Below are 17,024 nucleotides of genomic sequence, written 5' to 3' on the forward strand. Positions count from 1 at the left end.
AGGGCGGGCCATGATTCTTTATCCATTCATATCATCTGAGATTGTGTTAGGATAAAAAAATAGAATATCGTCTTCCATTTGAGGGGTGAAGCCATGAGGCAAATGATAGTTCATTGTGAGCATGAGACCATTCAGATGGCCCTCATCGAAGATGGGAGGTTAGCAGAATTCGCCGTCGAGCGTAGTCGTGAGCAAAGTGTAGTCGGTAGTTTTTATAAGGGCAGGGTCGTTAATGTGCTGCCGGGGATGCAGGCGGCTTTTGTAGATATCGGGCTGAAAAAGAATGCATTTTTATATATTGATGATGTGCTCCATCCTCATTTAGAGAAGCAGCCTAAGCAGAAGCCGTCCATCTCGATGCTGCTAACGGTAGGCCAGGAACTGATCGTGCAAGTAATGAAGGAACCGAGAGGTGGCAAGGGGGCACGGGTCACTACCCATTTTTCGCTTCCTGGCAGATGCATGGTGTACATGCCGACTGCGGATTATGTTGCCGTCTCCAAGAAAATCGGACGTGATGCGGAAAGAGCAAGGCTGAAGAGTATCGGCGAGCAGCTCCGCACAGACGAAGAGGGAATTATTATCCGAACCGTGTCGGAGGACGAGCCTCTAGAATTCCTTAAGGGAGATCTTGAGTATCTGCGAAAAGAGTGGGCACGAATTCTCGACAAAGCCGAATCTTCTCCTGCTCCGACGCTTCTTCATCGCGATTTAGGTCTGCTGCAGCGATTTCTCCGCGATGCCTTTGATCCGCTTCATGACGAACTTGTGATCGACAGCAAGCTTAAAGGCGAGGAAACCAAGAGCTATCTGAAGGAAACCGTTCCTGGCATGGAGCCAAAGGTTACATATTACTCGGAAGGAAGTCCGATTTTTCAAGCTTACGGGTTGGACGAGCAGATGAGAGCCGGCTTTGCAAGGAAAATCACGCTTCCCGAGGGTGTAACCATCGTTGTAGATCAGACGGAAGCCATGACCGTCATGGATGTGAACACAGCCAAATATATCGGTGGGGATAATTTCGAGGAAACGGTACTGAGGACAAACCTTCTGGCGGCGCAGCAGATTGCGAGAATCCTGCGGCTCTGGGATATCGGAGGCATTATCATCGTGGATTTCATCGATATGGATCGTGAAGAGCACCGGGAGCAGGTTGTTTCTGCCATGGAGACTGTGATGCGCAAGGACCGCACCAAGAGCTTTGTGGTGGGTTGGACCAAGCTGGGACTGCTGGAAATGACCCGCAAAAAAGCCAGAGAGAGCTCTTCGCTCCCATTTGCCAAGCCTTGCGGAGCTTGCGGGGGCAGAGGCGTTGTTATCGAACAATAATGTTGACGATGAACATGCAATATGATATTATCATTGGGTATGTGTCTAGTGATGGTTTGCTGCACATGCTGTAACCGCTCCGGTTGGGTTAGCAAGGACGTTCCTGTTCGGGACGGACACCTTGAACTAGGCGAGTCTGAGACATAGGGAGGTGCAAGCAAATGTACGCTATTATCGAAACAGGTGGTAAACAATACAAAGTTCAAGAGGGCGACGTATTGTTCATCGAGAAGCTGACTGCAGGTGACGGCGAGAGCGTGACTTTCGACCGTGTACTGGCCGTATCCAAAGAGGACGGGTTGGTAGCAGGTACGCCGGTTGTTTCCGGTGCAACTGTAACTGCAAAGGTAGAGAAGCACGGTAAAGGCCGTAAGGTCGTTGTATACAAATACAAGCCGAAGAAGAACTACCACAAGAAGCAAGGTCATCGTCAACCTTACACTAAAGTAACCATCGAGAAAATCCAAGCGTAAGAAGGTGCGGTAATTGATTACTGTACAAGTTCTGCGCGGGAGAGATGGACGAATCCATAGCTTCAAGGTAACGGGACACGCGGGATATGCCAATCCTGGAGAAGATATTGTATGTGCTGGAGTTTCCAGCATTACAGTGGGAACGGTCAATTCCATTGAAGCGTTAACCGGAACCGTTATGGAGACCCGGATGAAGGGCGGCTTTCTTAGCGCGAATCTTCCGCCTACGGCAGACGATTCCGTCTCGGGACAAGTTCAACTGCTTCTCGAATCCATGGTTGTTATGTTACAGGGAATTGCCGATTCATACGGCAAGTATATAAGAATACAAGAATTGACTACTTGAAGAAGGAGGTAGACAACATGTTGAAATTGGATCTTCAGTTATTCGCATCGAAAAAAGGTGTAGGTTCCACAAAGAACGGTCGCGATAGCCAATCGAAACGTCTTGGTGTGAAACGTGCAGACGGTCAAGCAGTGACTGGCGGCAGCATCTTGGTTCGCCAACGCGGAACGAAAATTCATCCAGGCACGAACGTAGGTATCGGTAAAGACGATACTTTGTTTGCGAAAGTTGACGGCGTTGTGAAATTTGAACGTTGGGGTCGTGATCGCAAGAAAGTGAGCGTCTACCCGGTTGATGTCGCTCCAGTAGCGGCTGCAGTAGAAGCTTAATCGTTTCTTATGCTGCATACAGAAGAAGCCTTTCGGCATCGTTGCCGGGGCTTCTTTTTTTGTAAAATGCGCAAAGATCATCATCCAGGGGATGAACCGTCCTGAAAGTCTATGATATACTGGGATTTGGTGAATGTAACCAATTGCTGTTGAAAGACGAGGAGAAGCGATGAAATCCTGGAAATGGATAGCAGCTGGGGCGGGGTTAACCTCCGTAATACCCGTAGCATGGATGGTATGGAAACCGACTTTGGCTGCAGGAGCAGTGTTAACGGTTTGGGCTGTCGCTGCGTCTGCCTGCGGTGCATGGCTTGTCCGAAAATCGGAGGAGCGCAGGCAGCAAGCCATCATTCGGAATGTGGAGCAGAGGGCGATTCAGATGCTGAATCACCATCGTCATGATTGGATGAATGAGCTTCAAATTTTGTACGGCTACATTCAACTTGGAAAGCTTGATAAAACAGTGGGTTCTGTGGAAAGAATAAAGGACAGGATGGCGACGGAGAGCAGAATCTCGAAGCTGGGCATTCCTTCGCTGGTTTTTTATTTACATTCATACCGCACGTACAGCAACAATCTGCAGCTCGACGTTGAAGTTGTGGACCAGGTGCAACTGGAAGACAAAGTATCGCCACAAACGGCGGAGTCTTTTACCGAAGCCATCATTCAAATGGTGAGAGCCTTTCAATTGAGCGGAAAAGCGTCCTGGGGGGATACCCGGCAATTAACATTAACATTTATGCAGCAAGAACAAGAGCTGATGGTATGGGCACAAGGAGAAGGATCCTTTGGAGACCCGGACAGCTTGAAGCTTCAGATTGAACAATCCGTAAAAGGCGAAGGCATTCGGGTGGAGCAGACGGAGCCGGGGGAGACCTCGTATCGTTTGTATTTGCCGTTTGTGACTTGAGGAAGGTGATTTCATGTTTGTAGATAAGGCAAAAGTATATGTAAAAGGCGGAGACGGCGGCGATGGTCTCATTGCGTTCCGTCGAGAGAAATACGTTCCTGAAGGCGGACCTGCCGGCGGTGACGGCGGTAAGGGCGGCGACGTGATTTTCCGGGTGGACGAAGGACTGCGCACGTTGATGGATTTCCGTTACCAGAAGCATTTTAAGGCCAAGCGCGGGGAAAAAGGCCGCAATAAAAGTCAGCATGGCGCCAATGCGGATAGCATGATTGTCCGTATCCCGCCGGGTACCGTCTTAACGGATGATGATACCGGTGAGGTGATTGGTGATTTGACCCGGCACGGTCAACAGGTTGTTGTTGCCAGAGGAGGCCGTGGAGGACGCGGAAATATCCGCTTTGCTACGCCGAACAATCCGGCGCCTGAACTTGCCGAGAACGGCGAGGAAGGCGAAGAGCGTTACGTAACCATGGAACTTAAAGTGATGGCGGATGTAGGTCTCGTCGGGTTCCCAAGCGTAGGCAAATCAACCTTGTTGTCCGTTGTATCTGCGGCTCAACCGAAGATCGGCGCGTACCACTTTACGACCATAACGCCGAATTTGGGAGTGGTTGAGGTTGGAGACGGGCGCAGTTTCGTCATGGCTGACTTGCCTGGTCTGATTGAGGGTGCTCATGAAGGCGTGGGACTTGGTCACGAATTCCTCCGGCACGTGGAAAGAACACGCGTCATTGTCCATGTTGTGGATATGGCAGGCACGGAAGGAAGGGATCCGTTTGAGGACTGGGAAAAAATCAATGATGAAATCAGGCTTTACAACCCGGTTCTAGTCGAACGGCCGCAAATCGTAGCCGCCAATAAAATGGACATGCCGGAGGCCGAAGAGTATTTAGCGGCCTTCAAAGAGAAGGTGAAAGAGATTCGTCCGGACATCGAGGTGATGCCGATTTCCTCGCTGACCCGACAGGGTATCCAGGAACTTCTTTACCGCACGATCGATGTGCTCGAAAGCATTCCGGATGAGCCGGCCATTGAAGAAGTATCCGAGGTTTCCGAGCGTAAGGTTTATAAATTCAAAGCACAAAACGACAACTCCTTCACCGTCACTAGGGATAATGAGATGTATGTGGTGCATAGCGAGCGAATTGAGCGGATGCTGAAACGGATGCAGATGAATTCGCATGATGCCATTCTGAAGCTTGCAAGAACGATGCGTCATATGGGCATCGATGAAGAGCTTCGGAAACGGGGCGCGACAGAAGGCACCATTGTACGGATTGGCGATTTCGAATTTGAATTTGTTGAAGGCAGCAGCTACTATTGATGCGCAAAAGAAATACATTTTGAAGAAAAATACCGCAAGGTCTGTATAACAGCAGGCTTGGCGGTATTTTTTTTCGTGAATGCAGCTGCATCCCCGTGAATCGATATCACGTAAATATGCGCAGTGGTTTATGGAAGCTGTTGTAAAATTGTTCCTATACCCTTTTTCCATTTAGGTTTCCAAATTTTGCATCCACATATCGGGTAAATCGTATACAATAGTAGTACAATAGTCCTTTTCCCTAGACCATCAGGATGGAAGGAACGGCGTAAAAAGGAGTGTAGAACTATGGCTATTATTGAAGTAGTAAAATATGAAGGGCCGCCGGATGTGTTTGCTTGGCGTTATCCGAATCAGGAGTTAGGCACTTGGACTCAGCTTATTGTTCATGAGACACAGGAGGCAATCCTGTATAAGGGCGGTCAGGGCCTGGACTCCTTCTCGGCTGGGCGACATACACTGAGTACGGCGAATATACCGATTTTATCCAATGTGATCAATCTTCCCTTCGGCGGGAAGTCTCCCTTTACGGCAGAAGTCTGGTTTGTGAACAAGCTTCGTTCACTGGACGTGAAATGGGGGACGAGCTCGCCGATCCAGCTGCAAGATCCGAAATACAATATCATCGTATCGGTCCGGGCTTTTGGCCAATTTGGCGTACAGATCAGCGATCCGCGAAAATTTCTGGCAACCATGGTCGGTACGCTGCCGACTTTTGACCAGAGCACACTGATTAAATATTATCGCGGCGTACTGATGTCCAATATTACGGAAATCATATCCTCCTATATCGTTCGCAAAAAAATCAGCGTTGTGGAGATCAATGCTTACATAGCGGAAATATCGAAGCATATCATGGAAGCGATTGCGCCTTCATTTGATGAGATGGGGATCACCCTGCTGAATTTCTATGTGGATTCCATCAACATACCGGAGAATGACCCCGCAGCTGTTCGAATCAAGGAAGCGTTGGCAAAGAAAGCGGAGATGGACATCATCGGATATACCTATCATCAGGAAAGAACCTTTAATACGCTTGAGGGAGCGGCAAAGAATCCCGGCAGCCCGGCAGCGGTCATGGGAACCGGTCTGGGCATGGGACTTGGTATGGTAGGTCCGATGTATGAGACCGCCCGGCATATGTTTGAAAATTCGGAGGCTCAAGAGAAGAACGATATGCAAATCAAACAGAAGGCATGTACTAAGTGCGGAACACGGAACGGGGAAGAAGCCCGATTCTGTTCGGGATGCGGACAATCGCTTCAGGTGCAGGCTGAGGAGGAACTCGCGAGAACCGTTCATTGCAACGATTGCGGGCAGCCACTGCCTCCGAATGCCAAGTTTTGCCTTCACTGCGGTGACCCGTACCATGCCTGCCCTAAATGTGGCCATGACCACCCGGCCGGTGCCGTCGAATGTCCGGATTGCGGTGCAGCGCTTCCTATGCCTTGCAGGGCATGCGGTGAACTGGTGGATGCGGAAGCCAAGTTTTGCCCGCACTGCGGGTCAAGCCATGCGCTTACATGTCCTGGATGTCATCATGAGATCAAACCGGGCCAGAAGTTTTGCATGGAGTGCGGACATAAATTGATGTGAAGTGAAAGTGAGGGAATAGAGTGAATACAAGAACCACAAGTCGAAACGGATTATGGCTGGCTGCCGTTGTGCTTCCGGTCGTAACCATTCTTCTGTTCGGATTGATCGGTGGGATGGTTCAGCTGAATTCTTGGATATCCGGCATTGCCCTCGGATGCGCCGAATCGGCCATTCTCGTCTTTATCGGTTTTATCATTTACGGGCGTAAAGCGGCTTTGTCAGGAGCTCCTTTTTATATTGCTTCAGGCGTCATTATAGTAATCTATGCAGTCTCCGTTTTGCTGGAGGTCATTCTGCTGGGATATTTATTTAAGCTGCCTGAATCTTCGTATTTTATGATTCATCTTATAACCTTTCTGGGGTTTTCGGTTGTTTTGGGATTGGTAGCTCTGGCGGGAAAATATGCAGGGGCTCATGAACGGAAGGAAAGTGATCATCTGGCGGTTAAGAAAGAGACGGTGGCCTGGATCGAGGGAATCCGGAGAAAACTAGGTGAGATGCCGGGAGAGAACATTCATTCGTTAGACCGGCAGATGGCCGAGCTTGAGGAAACGCTTCGTTATAGTGATCCTATCACAGACACCTCTTTATACGAAGTGGAGCATATGATCCAGCAAAAGATCGCGATGTTGGAGGATCAAGTGGCGCTGATCGGGGAGACGCAAGCGGAACAACGCGATGAGCTGGCAGAGCAAACGATTCACATCATCCGCGACATCCTTAGAACGGTACAGGATCGCAACACGGAACTTCTGAGAGCAAAAGCGGGATCAACCTAATGCAGATGATAGAGGGGATGGAATATGAGAGCGTCTGATCTGAAGCGCTTTAAACAGAAATTCACAGGCATGGATTATTCCATTATCGCGCTGGCGGTTCTGTTTTTTCCGCTGGCCATTGTGCTGGCGGCTGTTCGGGTCCTTGTCACCCATCGCCATAATCAGTGTAAGGGAAGAAACAACCGGCTCTTCGGGTGGGTTCTGGTCATAACCTATGGAATCTTTGAATTGCTTATGATCCTCGCGACGATGGATGATAAAGATGTCGACGGCCTCTATTCGGCTTCCATCGTGTGGGGCGTTATTATACTGATTCCAGCCATCATCATGCTGTTGATAGCCAAAAAAGAAGAGAAAAAATTCAACCGTTTGCTGCAATTTTATTCGAATGCCATTCTGCAAAGAGGGCTCGTCCAGATTGAACATATCGCTCGAGAAGCAGGACAAACGCCGGCACATGCCGTCCGGGATATCACGTTCATGTTTGAACGGCGTATGCTGCCAAGCGGAAAGCTGGACAACGGTGTTGTCATCATCCCGTCCTTGAAGAGGAGGTCCCAGTCCCCATTGCAAGGGGAATTTGTTTCGCGCAGTGGCCAGCGAGTGCAGTATTCACTAGGTGATGTTAGAACGCCAATAACCCGAAACGAAGCCGCGCCCGATCCTGGTCCGAAATCTGTGGAATGTCCGGGCTGCGGGGCAAGATCGGTCGTAACGCATTTGGAGAAAAAAGAATGTGAGTATTGCGGTTCGGTGATTGTGGCTTAACCTTATTCATGCGTTCGATTAAGAAACAAATGAGGAGATCTTGGTATGAGCGTTTTAGCGAAGCCTTTTAAACCGAAATTTTCAAAATTCGATTATTTTATTATTGGTCTGACGTATGTGTTTTTTCCATTAGCTTTGATCATTGCTGCGTTTCGGATATTACCTACGCAACAACATCATAGTTTCAGGGGAAGAAATGCAAGGCTGGTCGGATGGGTATTGTTCGGTACGTACATTATGACCTCACTGATCATATCACTGGGGAGCGAAACCAGCGAGGAATTCTTAAACGGCAATTTAGCGATGGCATTGTGCCTATTAGTCCCTGCCATGCTGTTGCTTGTTGCTGCTGACCTAGCAGACAAGAAATTCCGAAAGCTGTTGAGAATTTACGCAGAGGCCGTTTTGCAGCGGCGTCTGGTTTACATCGATCATATTGCGATTGTAGCGAATCAAACCCAGGCCCACGTGATCCGGGATTTGAACTTTATGATCAAGGAGCGCATGCTTCCTTCTGGGAGGATTGAGAATGGTGTGCTGATGATCACTTCATTGCACAGAGAGTCAGTGGAACCTGCTGAGACTCAACAGGATATTGGATCGAAGTCTGTGGAATGTTCCGGCTGCGGTGCAAGAACCGTGATCTCACACCAAGAGGAAAAAGAGTGCGAGTACTGCGGCACGATCATTGTTGCTTAGATTTACCGCGGAGCGTTTGAATTCAAATCGAAAGCATGATTGTTTCATGGGCAGTCTCCACATATCGGAGACTGCTTTTTCTTGCGCATCATTTACAATTTTGATGTTTATACCGATGTGTTCCGATTCGAATTGCGATATAGTATAGGCTATAGCGTTGACATAGGAAATATCGGAATATCTAAAAAACTGGACACTTATGTATTGCCCTTACTTGGTATATCCAGTATAATGTCCACTATACGAATACAGTAGTCTTTGAGGAGAGGACGTTTGTGAAGGAACGCTACTATTTGGTCCGGGAAGACATCCTTCCCGAGGCTGTGGTTAAGACGATGCAAGTGAAAAAATTGCTGGCGTCGGGAGACGTTAGGACGGTCCATGAAGCTGTTGAGCAGGTTGGGCTTAGCCGAAGCGCTTTTTATAAGTACAAGGATGGAATCCACCCCATCAATCAATTGGAACGTGATGAAATCGTAACGATTTCTATCGATATGGAACATCGCTCCGGGATGCTATCCGAAGTTCTGGGGTTGGTAGCGGGTGAAGGCGGGAATGTGTTAACCATTCATCAGAGCATTCCGCTGCAGGGCATCGCCAATGTCGTGATTTCCGTCGAAGTTTCCAGGTTGAATGAGGAGCTGGATGATCTACTCGACGGATTGAGGCGAATAGCTGGAGTTAGAAGAGTGCAGATGATAGGCCAAGGTTAAGTTATGACGAATAAATAGATATCTATGTGATGGGATACAGGAGGTAGTGTATTAATGAAACCGGTCAAAGTAGGACTTTTGGGATTAGGAACCGTAGGAACAGGGGTTGTCCGCATCGTAGAGGGACACCAGGAGGATTTGAGCAGTCAGGTCGGTTCGCCGATTACAATAGAACGCATCGCTGTCAAACATTTGGAGAAGTACCGCAGTGTCAATGTGGATCAGAATAAATTGACGGAAGATCCATGGGCGGTCATCCGTGATCCGGAGATTGATGTCATCGTTGAAGTGATGGGCGGGATCGAGCAGACGAAAACCTATATCCTCGAAGCGCTGGAGCGCGGCAAGCATATCGTCACCGCAAATAAGGATCTGATGGCTCTCCACGGTGCCGAAATATTAGCCAAGGCGCAAGAGAAGCAGTGCGACGTGTTTTACGAGGCAAGCGTTGCTGGCGGCATTCCCATTATCCGAACGCTGATTGAAGGCTTCTCCTCGGATCGTATCATGAAAATCATGGGGATCGTGAACGGTACAACCAACTTCATTCTGACCAAGATGAGCCAAGAAGGCGCATCGTATGAGGATGTCCTGGCCGAAGCTCAGGAACTGGGTTATGCAGAAGCCGATCCGACCTCCGATGTGGAAGGATTGGACGCGGCCCGAAAAATGGCGATTCTCGGCACACTCGGCTTCCGAACGAACGTCGAGCTCCAGGATGTAACCGTTAAGGGAATTTCGCAAGTGACCAAAGAAGATATCGCCTATGCGAAGCGTTTGGGCTACGAGATGAAGCTTCTGGGTATAGCGGAGCGTCAGGACGATGAGTTCAGCATCACGGTTCAGCCTACGATGGTTCGCAATGGACATCCTATCGCCGCCGTGAATGGGGTATTTAACGCGGTTTATGTATACGGAGAAGCCGTAGGCGAAACGATGTTTTACGGCGCCGGCGCCGGCGAGATGCCAACCGCTACATCCGTTGTTGCCGACCTGGTTGCCGTCATCAAGAATCTGAAGCTCGGCGTCAACGGCCTCAAAGCCATCGTTCCTTACAAACCGAAGAAACTCAAAACCGATGAGCAGATCATGTACAAGAATTTCATTTTGCTGCATGTGGACGATAAAGCAGGTGTGCTTGCCCAGATTACGCAGGTGTTCGCTGAATACAACGTCAGCCTGGAATCCGTTGTTCAGCAGCCGAACGAGCATAATCCGGATGCTGAGATTATCATCGTCACGCACAACGCGAGCAAAGCCAATATGGATGAAGTGTTGAATCATTTCGAAGGCCTGGAAGTCATTCGCCGGATAAAAAGTGTTTACCGTGTTGAAGGATAATTGAATTAGAATCCATTTAATGACCAGAACTAATTTTTTCATAAGAAAAGGAGAACATGAGAGATGCCGTATGAAGGATTGCTTCAAACCTACAGAGAATATTTGCCGGTAAATGAGCGTACTCCGCTTCTAACGCTTAAGGAAGGGAACACCCCCCTGATCAAAGCTGTGAATCTATCCGAAGAGCTCGGAATTGATCTGCATTTCAAATTTGAAGGACTTAATCCAACGGGTTCATTTAAAGACCGCGGGATGGTGATGGCCGTAGCGAAAGCAATGGAAGAGGGAAGCCGTACCATTATGTGCGCCTCCACGGGTAATACTTCTGCAGCAGCTGCTGCTTATGCCGCTCGTGGCGGGTTAAATTGTATCGTTATCATTCCGAACAATAATATTGCGCTCGGCAAGCTCGCCCAGGCGATGATCTATGGAGCGAAGGTCATTGCGATCGAGGGCAATTTTGACCGCGCGCTGGAAATTGTACGCGAGATTACGGCGAAGCATCCGATTGCGCTTGTGAACTCCGTGAATCCTTATCGAATCGAAGGCCAGAAGACGGCTGCATTCGAAGTCGTTGACCAGTTGGGGAAAGCTCCGGACGTGCTGGCGATTCCGGTCGGCAATGCGGGGAACATCTCCGCTTACTGGAAAGGATTTAAAGAGTACCATGCTGCGGGCAAATCATCTTCACTTCCGAAAATGCTTGGATTTGAAGCGGAAGGTGCTATGGCGATCGTGAAGGGCGAGCCTATCGCGAATCCGGAAACGGTAGCGACTGCCATCCGTATCGGGAACCCGGCCAGCTGGAAAACCGCGGTTGCCGCCGCAGAAGAATCCGGTGGACAGATTAACTACGTGACGGATGAAGAGATTTTGGAAGCATACCGCAAAATCGCATCGCGTGAGGGCATTTTTGCCGAGCCAGGATCGGCAGCCTCCATCGCAGGCGTTTATAAAATGAAGCGCGAAGGATACTTTAAAGGTGGAGAGTCCGTTGTCTGTGTGCTGACAGGGCATGGGCTCAAGGATCCGAATATCGCCATTTCTACCGTGAACGCCGAACCGCTCGTCGTATCAGATACGGAATCAGCTGTAATGGATGCCATTGCTAAGCTTGAAGGAGCTGCACGGGTATGAGTTTGTCCCAAGGTGTCCGGGTGAGGGTTCCGGCCAGTACGGCTAATTTGGGACCCGGATTCGATACACTCGGCATGGCATTGTCTCTGTATTCCTGGATCGAGATGAAGGCGTCGGAGCAGACCGTATTCCATCTTCATGGTGATGAGATGGGCGGTCTGCCGACCGATAAGAGCAACCTGATCTACAAGGTGGCTCAGATGGTTTTTGAAGAGGCGGGACAGGCTGTTCCTGATCTTGAGATTTCCATGTATTCCGAAATTCCGCTTACCCGCGGCCTCGGCAGCAGTGCATCGGCGATTATAGGGGCGCTGGCGGCTGCTAATGCGCTGATCGGTTCGCCGCTGCCCGATTCCAAGCTTTTTGACATGGCGACGGATCTTGAGAAGCACCCGGATAATGTAGGGGCTTCTTTATTTGGAGGGATTATTACGGCTGTATGGGACGGAGCCCATGCGGATTATATCCGCATTGAACCTCCAGCTGACCTCGGAACGCTCGTGGTTATTCCCGATTTCGAGTTGGCTACATCCAAAGCAAGGGAAGCGCTGCCCGCCCAGGTCAGTTTAGCGGATGCTGTATATAATATTAGTCGATCCTCCTTGATGACCGCGGCTCTTTCTGCAGGCAGACTGGACTTGATTCGTGCCGCTATGCAAGACCGGATTCACCAGCCCTATCGGGTGCCGCTTGTGCCAGGGATGACCAAGATTTTGACCGAAGCGACAAGCCACGGAGCGCTCGGCGTTGCGCTAAGCGGAGCGGGCCCGACGATGATTGCGTTGGTGGATCGGAACGATTCGCGGGTAGAAGAATTGAGCGCGTATTTAATGGAGACGATGAAGGCGGAAGGAATCTCGTCTTCGTGCTACCAATTGAATCCAGTTGCGGAAGGCGTCCAGCTCTTGGATGATATAAACAATAGATCCTTTTTGGATATGATTAGAGGGGAAGTTACCGCATGAAAAAAATAGCCTTGTTGCCCTCAGGATCGGTATCTCATGAAGCGATACTTTATCTCCTTAACGGTGAGCCGGTGGAGTTTGTCCACCATAAACTGATCTCTGATGTATTTATGTCTACAGTAGAAGGAAAAAGCGATTATAGCGTGATCCCGATTGAGAATACCATCGAAGGCTCCGTGAGCCTTCATATGGATTGGTTGGTCAATGAGGTGGATCTGCCGATGCAGGTGGAGTGGGTCTATCCATCCATTCAAAACCTGATCGGAAATGCTGCCGAGTTCCAATCAAATGACGGTACGATGGATTACAGTAAAATCACAAAAATTTGGTCTCACCAAGTAGCAACGGCCCAGTGCCGTCAGTTCCTCGCGAAGGCTGCGCCACAGGCTGAGTTGGAGCAAGTAGGCAGCACCTCGGAAGGGGTTAAGATCGTAAAGGAAAATCCCGGCCAGGGATGGGCGGCGATCGGCACTTCACTAGGCGCAGCCACTCACGGATTAAACGTGCTTGCCGAGCGTATTACCGACCATGATAACAATTACACCCGGTTTGTATTGATTGGACGCGAGCCGATTTCAGTCAACCGTTCGCCGGAGCATATCAAGACCAGCATTCTTGTGACTCTCCCAGAGGATGTGCCGGGAGCGCTGCATCAGGTGCTTTCGGCTTTTGCATGGCGGCGCCTGAACCTGTCGCGCATCGAATCCCGTCCGACGAAGAAGAAGCTCGGTAATTACTATTTTTATATCGATGTCATGGCCGCAGCGGATTCCGTTCTATTGCTCGCTGCCATGGGAGAGATAGAGGCGCTGGGATGTTTGGTTCGTGTGCTGGGTACTTATCCGGGCTATGCGTACGAGAGTGAGAAAATGGAGGTTAAGTAAATGTCAGAGCAATGGATCTATCTGGATGGAGAATTCGTCACAAAAGAGAATGCGAAAGTATCCGTTTTTGACCATGGATTTTTGTACGGGGACGGCATATTCGAAGGCATTCGGATATATAACGGCAACATCTTTAAGTGCAAGGAACACTTGGATCGGCTGTACGATTCCGCCAAGTCCATCGATTTAGTCATCCCCCTGGCATATGATGAGCTGCTGGAAGCTATGGCTGAAACGATTCGACGCAACGATATGCGGAACGGGTACATCCGTATCGTTGTATCCCGAGGCGTTGGCAATCTGGGTCTGGATCCGCGTCGCTGCCCTAAACCAACGGTGTTAATCATTGTGGAACAGCTGGCAATCTACTCTGAAGAAGCTTATCTCAATGGTTTGAAGGCCGTATCCGTAGCCCAGCGCCGTAACATTCCGGATGCGCTCAATCCGAAAATCAAGTCTTTGAACTATTTGAACAATATTCTTGTGAAGATCCAATCCAACTTTGCGGGAGCGGATGAAGCGATCATGATGAATGCGCAAGGATATGTGACGGAAGGCTCCGGGGATAATATTTTTATCGTGAAAAACGGCGTGGTCACCACGCCACCGTGCTACCTTGGTGCGCTTGAAGGCATTACCCGTCAGGCGATTATTGATCTATGCGATAAACTCGGTATTAAATTGAAGGAAGAGCCTTTCAGCATGCATGACGTATATATTGCCGACGAAGTCTTTTTTACAGGAACCGCCGCTGAGGTCATCGCCGCTCGTGAAATTGACGGACGGATGATCGGAAAAGGGCAGGCTGGTCCAATTACGCTTCAATTGCTCGAGGAATTCCGCAGAATAGTGGATCAAGACGGTTATAAGGTGTGGGAATCCTAATGTTTTAGGACAGCTAAATAAACGACTTAAACAATCCTTTCATGTCGATGAAAGGATTTTTTTTGCCCAGAGGGATGTCAATCGCCTATTCCGTGCATAGGATGTAGTAACGAAAGCGGGCGAATTACATGACGCCTAGAAGAGTGTAGGAGGTTTTAGCGGCGTGAAGATACACATCGTCAAGGAAGGCGACACCCTATATGAGCTGTCCAAAAAATACGACGTTCCTTTAGCGAAAATCATCGATGCCAATCCACAGCTGGTGGATCCGAATAAGCTCGATGTCGGTACCAAAATCAAAGTACCGACAGAGCCTGTTCCGGTACCAGGCGGCAGCCAACCCATTATCCATAAGCATGCGGTAAAGCAGGGGGACTCCCTCTGGAAATTGTCGAAGGCATGGGGAGTCACATTGAAGGAAATCATCGATGCCAATCCGCAGCTTAAAAATCCGAATGCCCTGCTGGTGGGAGAAGTCGTGAACATCCCTTCATCAGGCGTATATGCGGAGTCTGGCGCAGATGACGGAGTTTCAATGAGCAGTGGTAGTGGCAGTGGTTCTACCCCGGGCAAGAAGAAGCCGGGCAGCAAGGATTACACCGGGGTAAAGGAAGAAATCACAGCGCCGATCGAGCAGCCTCCGGTTGTTCCCGAAGTTAAGGAGCCCGAGCCGCCGATTTTGCCGAAACTTCCTGAGATTTCGCCTTTTCCCGAGGAGCCTAAGAAATTCGAACCGGAGTACAAACCGGAGATTTTACCTGAAATCAAGAAGCCGATCGTTCTGCCGGAAGTCAAGAAACCAGAGATCCTGCCAGAAGTAAAGAAACCGGATGTCATGCCGGATTTTAAAAAGCCCGTAATCATGCCTGATTTCAAGCCGGAATTTAAACCTGAATTCAAACCTGAATTCAAACCAGAGTACAACCCGCCATATAAACCAATAGAGCCGGAGTTTATGTACCCTGTCAAAACCATGCCGTTACCTCACCCAATCCATCCCATGGCCGAACCATGTCCGCCTTTTGCGGAGATGCCACTTCATATGATGCCGCATCCGTGTCCGGAATTTCCTTTTAAAGAAGCGCCTGCATTTATGATGCCTCCATACGGCGGGTTTCATGAAGGACCATGTGGTTGCCATGAACCTAAACATTGGCATGGTGCCGATTACGGCACAGCCGTCCATCCGTACCACCATATACCGCAGGAAGCGATGCCTGTTTCCTACAATGAAGGCTGGGGAAATGTAGTTTCAGGATATCCGGGTGTTTCTGAACAGCCCATGAGCTTGGAATATTCCCAGTTCTCGATTACGGAATCCTATACAGGGAATATGGGTTCCGATTACCATCCATATCCTGAGCATCATCATACAGCGGCGACATACGGTTATGTTCCATCTCCTTGCGGGTGCCACGGGGGAGAAGTGAGCCCGCACTATAACATGCCGCAGCACGGGCATTATCAGTATGCACCAGATATGGCGGTACCGTATCAACCTTGGCAGGGTGGAATGGAATACAATGCTGGGGCATACGGCTATCCGTCCGCACACATGGGAACTCAAGGAGCATATCCTCCATTTGTAAATCCATATGAACAAAACTGGAATGATCGGCAAAATGACCAGCAGTTCGATTCGGCATTCAATCCGTCGGCTTCATTCGAAGTGAAGCAATCCAATATGTCGGTCAGCAGTGAAGTTGAGAACGATACGGAACCATCCGCATCCAGAGATACCACCATTGAAGAGAATGCCAAGGAGCGGGCCAAAGTCCATCGTCAGCAAGCTAATAAAACAAGAACCGCAGCCAAGAAATCACGCAAGCCTCAAGCCTCACCAAAAGGTAAGCGCCACAATCCCTGGATCAAGGGTTAAGACATCAACAATAAAAGCCTGGTTATAGCTAAACAAAAGGGACCTCATCTTGGTCCCTTTTGTATGCTCGCCTGACATACTGTCTATGAATCTACTGTACTGTAATGTAATACTGCTAACCGCCATTAATAAAAGAAATACCATCTGGAAGAAATTATGTATTGCTATCGAATCGAAAAATATGATACATTATAAATCCAGCCGCGATAAGCAAGATGCGATGGGATAGAGGTAAACCGAAAGTACTGAGAACTTAAGAAGAACTTAAAAAAACTTTCTAAAAAAACCTCTTGCATTATCGAAACAAACATGATATATTATAAGAGTTGCTGGTGCGAACGAGATTCGCCGGTAACGAGAAGTTGATCTTTGAAAACTGAACAACGAGTGAGTAAAACGAACCACTTTGGTGGGACGTTGAAATAGAGAATTGAACAAATTCTCGTCAGTTAAGAAATGAGCAAATCAAACACTTTATTGGAGAGTTTGATCCTGGCTCAGGACGAACGCTGGCGGCGTGCCTAATACATGCAAGTCGAGCGGACTTAATGGAGTGCTTGCACTCCTGAAGGTTAGCGGCGGACGGGTGAGTAACACGTAGGCAACCTGCCCTCAAGACTGGGATAACTACCGGAAACGGTAGCTAATACCGGATAATTTATTTCAC

At 49.1% G+C, this 17,024-nt stretch carries 17 protein-coding genes and 1 rRNA gene; all 18 read left to right on the forward strand.

The genetic code is table 11. The features are described from left to right. The first annotated feature begins 93 nt into the window (after window positions 1-93). Window positions 94-1,329 carry an Rne/Rng family ribonuclease gene (locus OHJ21_RS27850; RefSeq protein ID WP_100540818.1) on the forward strand — a complete coding sequence of 412 codons (1,236 nt, stop codon included), beginning with the start codon at window positions 94-96 and terminating at the stop codon, window positions 1,327-1,329. 161 nt (window positions 1,330-1,490) lie between these two features. Continuing rightward, window positions 1,491-1,802: a 50S ribosomal protein L21 gene (gene rplU, locus OHJ21_RS27855; RefSeq protein ID WP_006208810.1), complete on the forward strand. Its 312-nt coding sequence runs from the start codon at window positions 1,491-1,493 to the stop codon at window positions 1,800-1,802. A gap of 13 nt (window positions 1,803-1,815) precedes the next feature. Further along, on the forward strand, window positions 1,816-2,148 hold the full coding sequence (locus OHJ21_RS27860) for a ribosomal-processing cysteine protease Prp (protein WP_100540819.1): 333 nt from the start codon (window positions 1,816-1,818) through the stop codon (window positions 2,146-2,148). Between the two features lie 17 nt (window positions 2,149-2,165). Further along, complete coding sequence (rpmA, locus tag OHJ21_RS27865) at window positions 2,166-2,477, forward strand: 50S ribosomal protein L27 (protein WP_071223405.1); 312 nt, start codon at window positions 2,166-2,168, stop codon at window positions 2,475-2,477. Window positions 2,478-2,646: 169 nt separating this feature from the next. Continuing rightward, window positions 2,647-3,387, forward strand: a complete 741-nt coding sequence (locus OHJ21_RS27870) for a Spo0B domain-containing protein (RefSeq protein WP_243390967.1) — start codon at window positions 2,647-2,649, stop codon at window positions 3,385-3,387. Window positions 3,388-3,400: 13 nt separating this feature from the next. Then, the gene (gene obgE, locus OHJ21_RS27875) at window positions 3,401-4,711 is read left to right on the forward strand and encodes a GTPase ObgE (protein WP_100540820.1); all 1,311 of its coding nucleotides are present in this window, start codon (window positions 3,401-3,403) and stop codon (window positions 4,709-4,711) included. A 288-nt stretch (window positions 4,712-4,999) separates the two neighbouring features. Beyond that, window positions 5,000-6,307: an SPFH domain-containing protein gene (locus OHJ21_RS27880; RefSeq protein ID WP_394058364.1), complete on the forward strand. Its 1,308-nt coding sequence runs from the start codon at window positions 5,000-5,002 to the stop codon at window positions 6,305-6,307. Between the two features lie 20 nt (window positions 6,308-6,327). Continuing rightward, window positions 6,328-7,086, forward strand: a complete 759-nt coding sequence (locus OHJ21_RS27885) for a hypothetical protein (RefSeq protein ID WP_394058362.1) — start codon at window positions 6,328-6,330, stop codon at window positions 7,084-7,086. A gap of 24 nt (window positions 7,087-7,110) precedes the next feature. Next, window positions 7,111-7,854 (forward strand): hypothetical protein, encoded by a 744-nt coding sequence (locus tag OHJ21_RS27890; RefSeq protein ID WP_394058360.1) that lies wholly within the window; start codon window positions 7,111-7,113, stop codon window positions 7,852-7,854. A gap of 45 nt (window positions 7,855-7,899) precedes the next feature. After that, complete coding sequence (locus OHJ21_RS27895; protein ID WP_394058358.1) at window positions 7,900-8,553, forward strand: hypothetical protein; 654 nt, start codon at window positions 7,900-7,902, stop codon at window positions 8,551-8,553. Window positions 8,554-8,828: 275 nt separating this feature from the next. Continuing rightward, window positions 8,829-9,266 (forward strand): ACT domain-containing protein, encoded by a 438-nt coding sequence (locus OHJ21_RS27900; protein WP_009594028.1) that lies wholly within the window; start codon window positions 8,829-8,831, stop codon window positions 9,264-9,266. A 54-nt stretch (window positions 9,267-9,320) separates the two neighbouring features. Continuing rightward, entirely contained in the window at window positions 9,321-10,607 is a 1,287-nt protein-coding gene (locus OHJ21_RS27905; protein WP_100540825.1) for a homoserine dehydrogenase, read from the forward strand. A gap of 63 nt (window positions 10,608-10,670) precedes the next feature. After that, window positions 10,671-11,744 (forward strand): threonine synthase, encoded by a 1,074-nt coding sequence (gene thrC / locus OHJ21_RS27910; protein WP_076323143.1) that lies wholly within the window; start codon window positions 10,671-10,673, stop codon window positions 11,742-11,744. Next, complete coding sequence (thrB, locus tag OHJ21_RS27915) at window positions 11,741-12,709, forward strand: homoserine kinase (RefSeq protein WP_486021678.1); 969 nt, start codon at window positions 11,741-11,743, stop codon at window positions 12,707-12,709. Before thrC ends, thrB begins: the two co-directional genes overlap by 4 nt. Then, window positions 12,706-13,593, forward strand: coding sequence for a prephenate dehydratase (gene pheA, locus OHJ21_RS27920; protein WP_100540827.1), 888 nt, complete (start codon window positions 12,706-12,708; stop codon window positions 13,591-13,593). Before thrB ends, pheA begins: the two co-directional genes overlap by 4 nt. After that, window positions 13,594-14,478: a branched-chain-amino-acid transaminase gene (gene ilvE / locus OHJ21_RS27925; protein ID WP_100540828.1), complete on the forward strand. Its 885-nt coding sequence runs from the start codon at window positions 13,594-13,596 to the stop codon at window positions 14,476-14,478. Between the two features lie 163 nt (window positions 14,479-14,641). After that, a complete protein-coding gene (locus OHJ21_RS27930) occupies window positions 14,642-16,357 on the forward strand; it encodes a LysM peptidoglycan-binding domain-containing protein (RefSeq protein WP_486021680.1) in 1,716 nt (571 codons plus the stop codon). A 474-nt stretch (window positions 16,358-16,831) separates the two neighbouring features. Beyond that, window positions 16,832-17,024, forward strand: a 16S ribosomal RNA gene (locus tag OHJ21_RS27935); the annotation flags it as partial.

The sequence above is a fragment of the Virgibacillus sp. LDC1 genome, assembly GCF_025792345.1.
In the GTDB taxonomy this organism is placed as follows: domain Bacteria; phylum Bacillota; class Bacilli; order Paenibacillales; family Paenibacillaceae; genus Paenibacillus_AQ; species Paenibacillus_AQ lautus.

What these genes read in the sequence shown, in the direction of transcription:
- obgE (WP_100540820.1), top strand. Translation starts at nt 3,401, where the DNA reads ATGTTTGTAGATAAGGCAAAAGTATATGTAAAAGGCGGAGACGGCGGC.
- OHJ21_RS27905 (WP_100540825.1), top strand. Translation starts at nt 9,321, where the DNA reads ATGAAACCGGTCAAAGTAGGACTTTTGGGATTAGGAACCGTAGGAACA.
- OHJ21_RS27870 (WP_243390967.1), top strand. Translation starts at nt 2,647, where the DNA reads ATGAAATCCTGGAAATGGATAGCAGCTGGGGCGGGGTTAACCTCCGTA.
- rpmA (WP_071223405.1), top strand. Translation starts at nt 2,166, where the DNA reads ATGTTGAAATTGGATCTTCAGTTATTCGCATCGAAAAAAGGTGTAGGT.
- pheA (WP_100540827.1), top strand. Translation starts at nt 12,706, where the DNA reads ATGAAAAAAATAGCCTTGTTGCCCTCAGGATCGGTATCTCATGAAGCG.
- OHJ21_RS27895 (WP_394058358.1), top strand. Translation starts at nt 7,900, where the DNA reads ATGAGCGTTTTAGCGAAGCCTTTTAAACCGAAATTTTCAAAATTCGAT.
- OHJ21_RS27890 (WP_394058360.1), top strand. Translation starts at nt 7,111, where the DNA reads ATGAGAGCGTCTGATCTGAAGCGCTTTAAACAGAAATTCACAGGCATG.
- ilvE (WP_100540828.1), top strand. Translation starts at nt 13,594, where the DNA reads ATGTCAGAGCAATGGATCTATCTGGATGGAGAATTCGTCACAAAAGAG.
- OHJ21_RS27850 (WP_100540818.1), top strand. Translation starts at nt 94, where the DNA reads ATGAGGCAAATGATAGTTCATTGTGAGCATGAGACCATTCAGATGGCC.
- rplU (WP_006208810.1), top strand. Translation starts at nt 1,491, where the DNA reads ATGTACGCTATTATCGAAACAGGTGGTAAACAATACAAAGTTCAAGAG.
- thrC (WP_076323143.1), top strand. Translation starts at nt 10,671, where the DNA reads ATGCCGTATGAAGGATTGCTTCAAACCTACAGAGAATATTTGCCGGTA.
- thrB (WP_486021678.1), top strand. Translation starts at nt 11,741, where the DNA reads ATGAGTTTGTCCCAAGGTGTCCGGGTGAGGGTTCCGGCCAGTACGGCT.
- OHJ21_RS27880 (WP_394058364.1), top strand. Translation starts at nt 5,000, where the DNA reads ATGGCTATTATTGAAGTAGTAAAATATGAAGGGCCGCCGGATGTGTTT.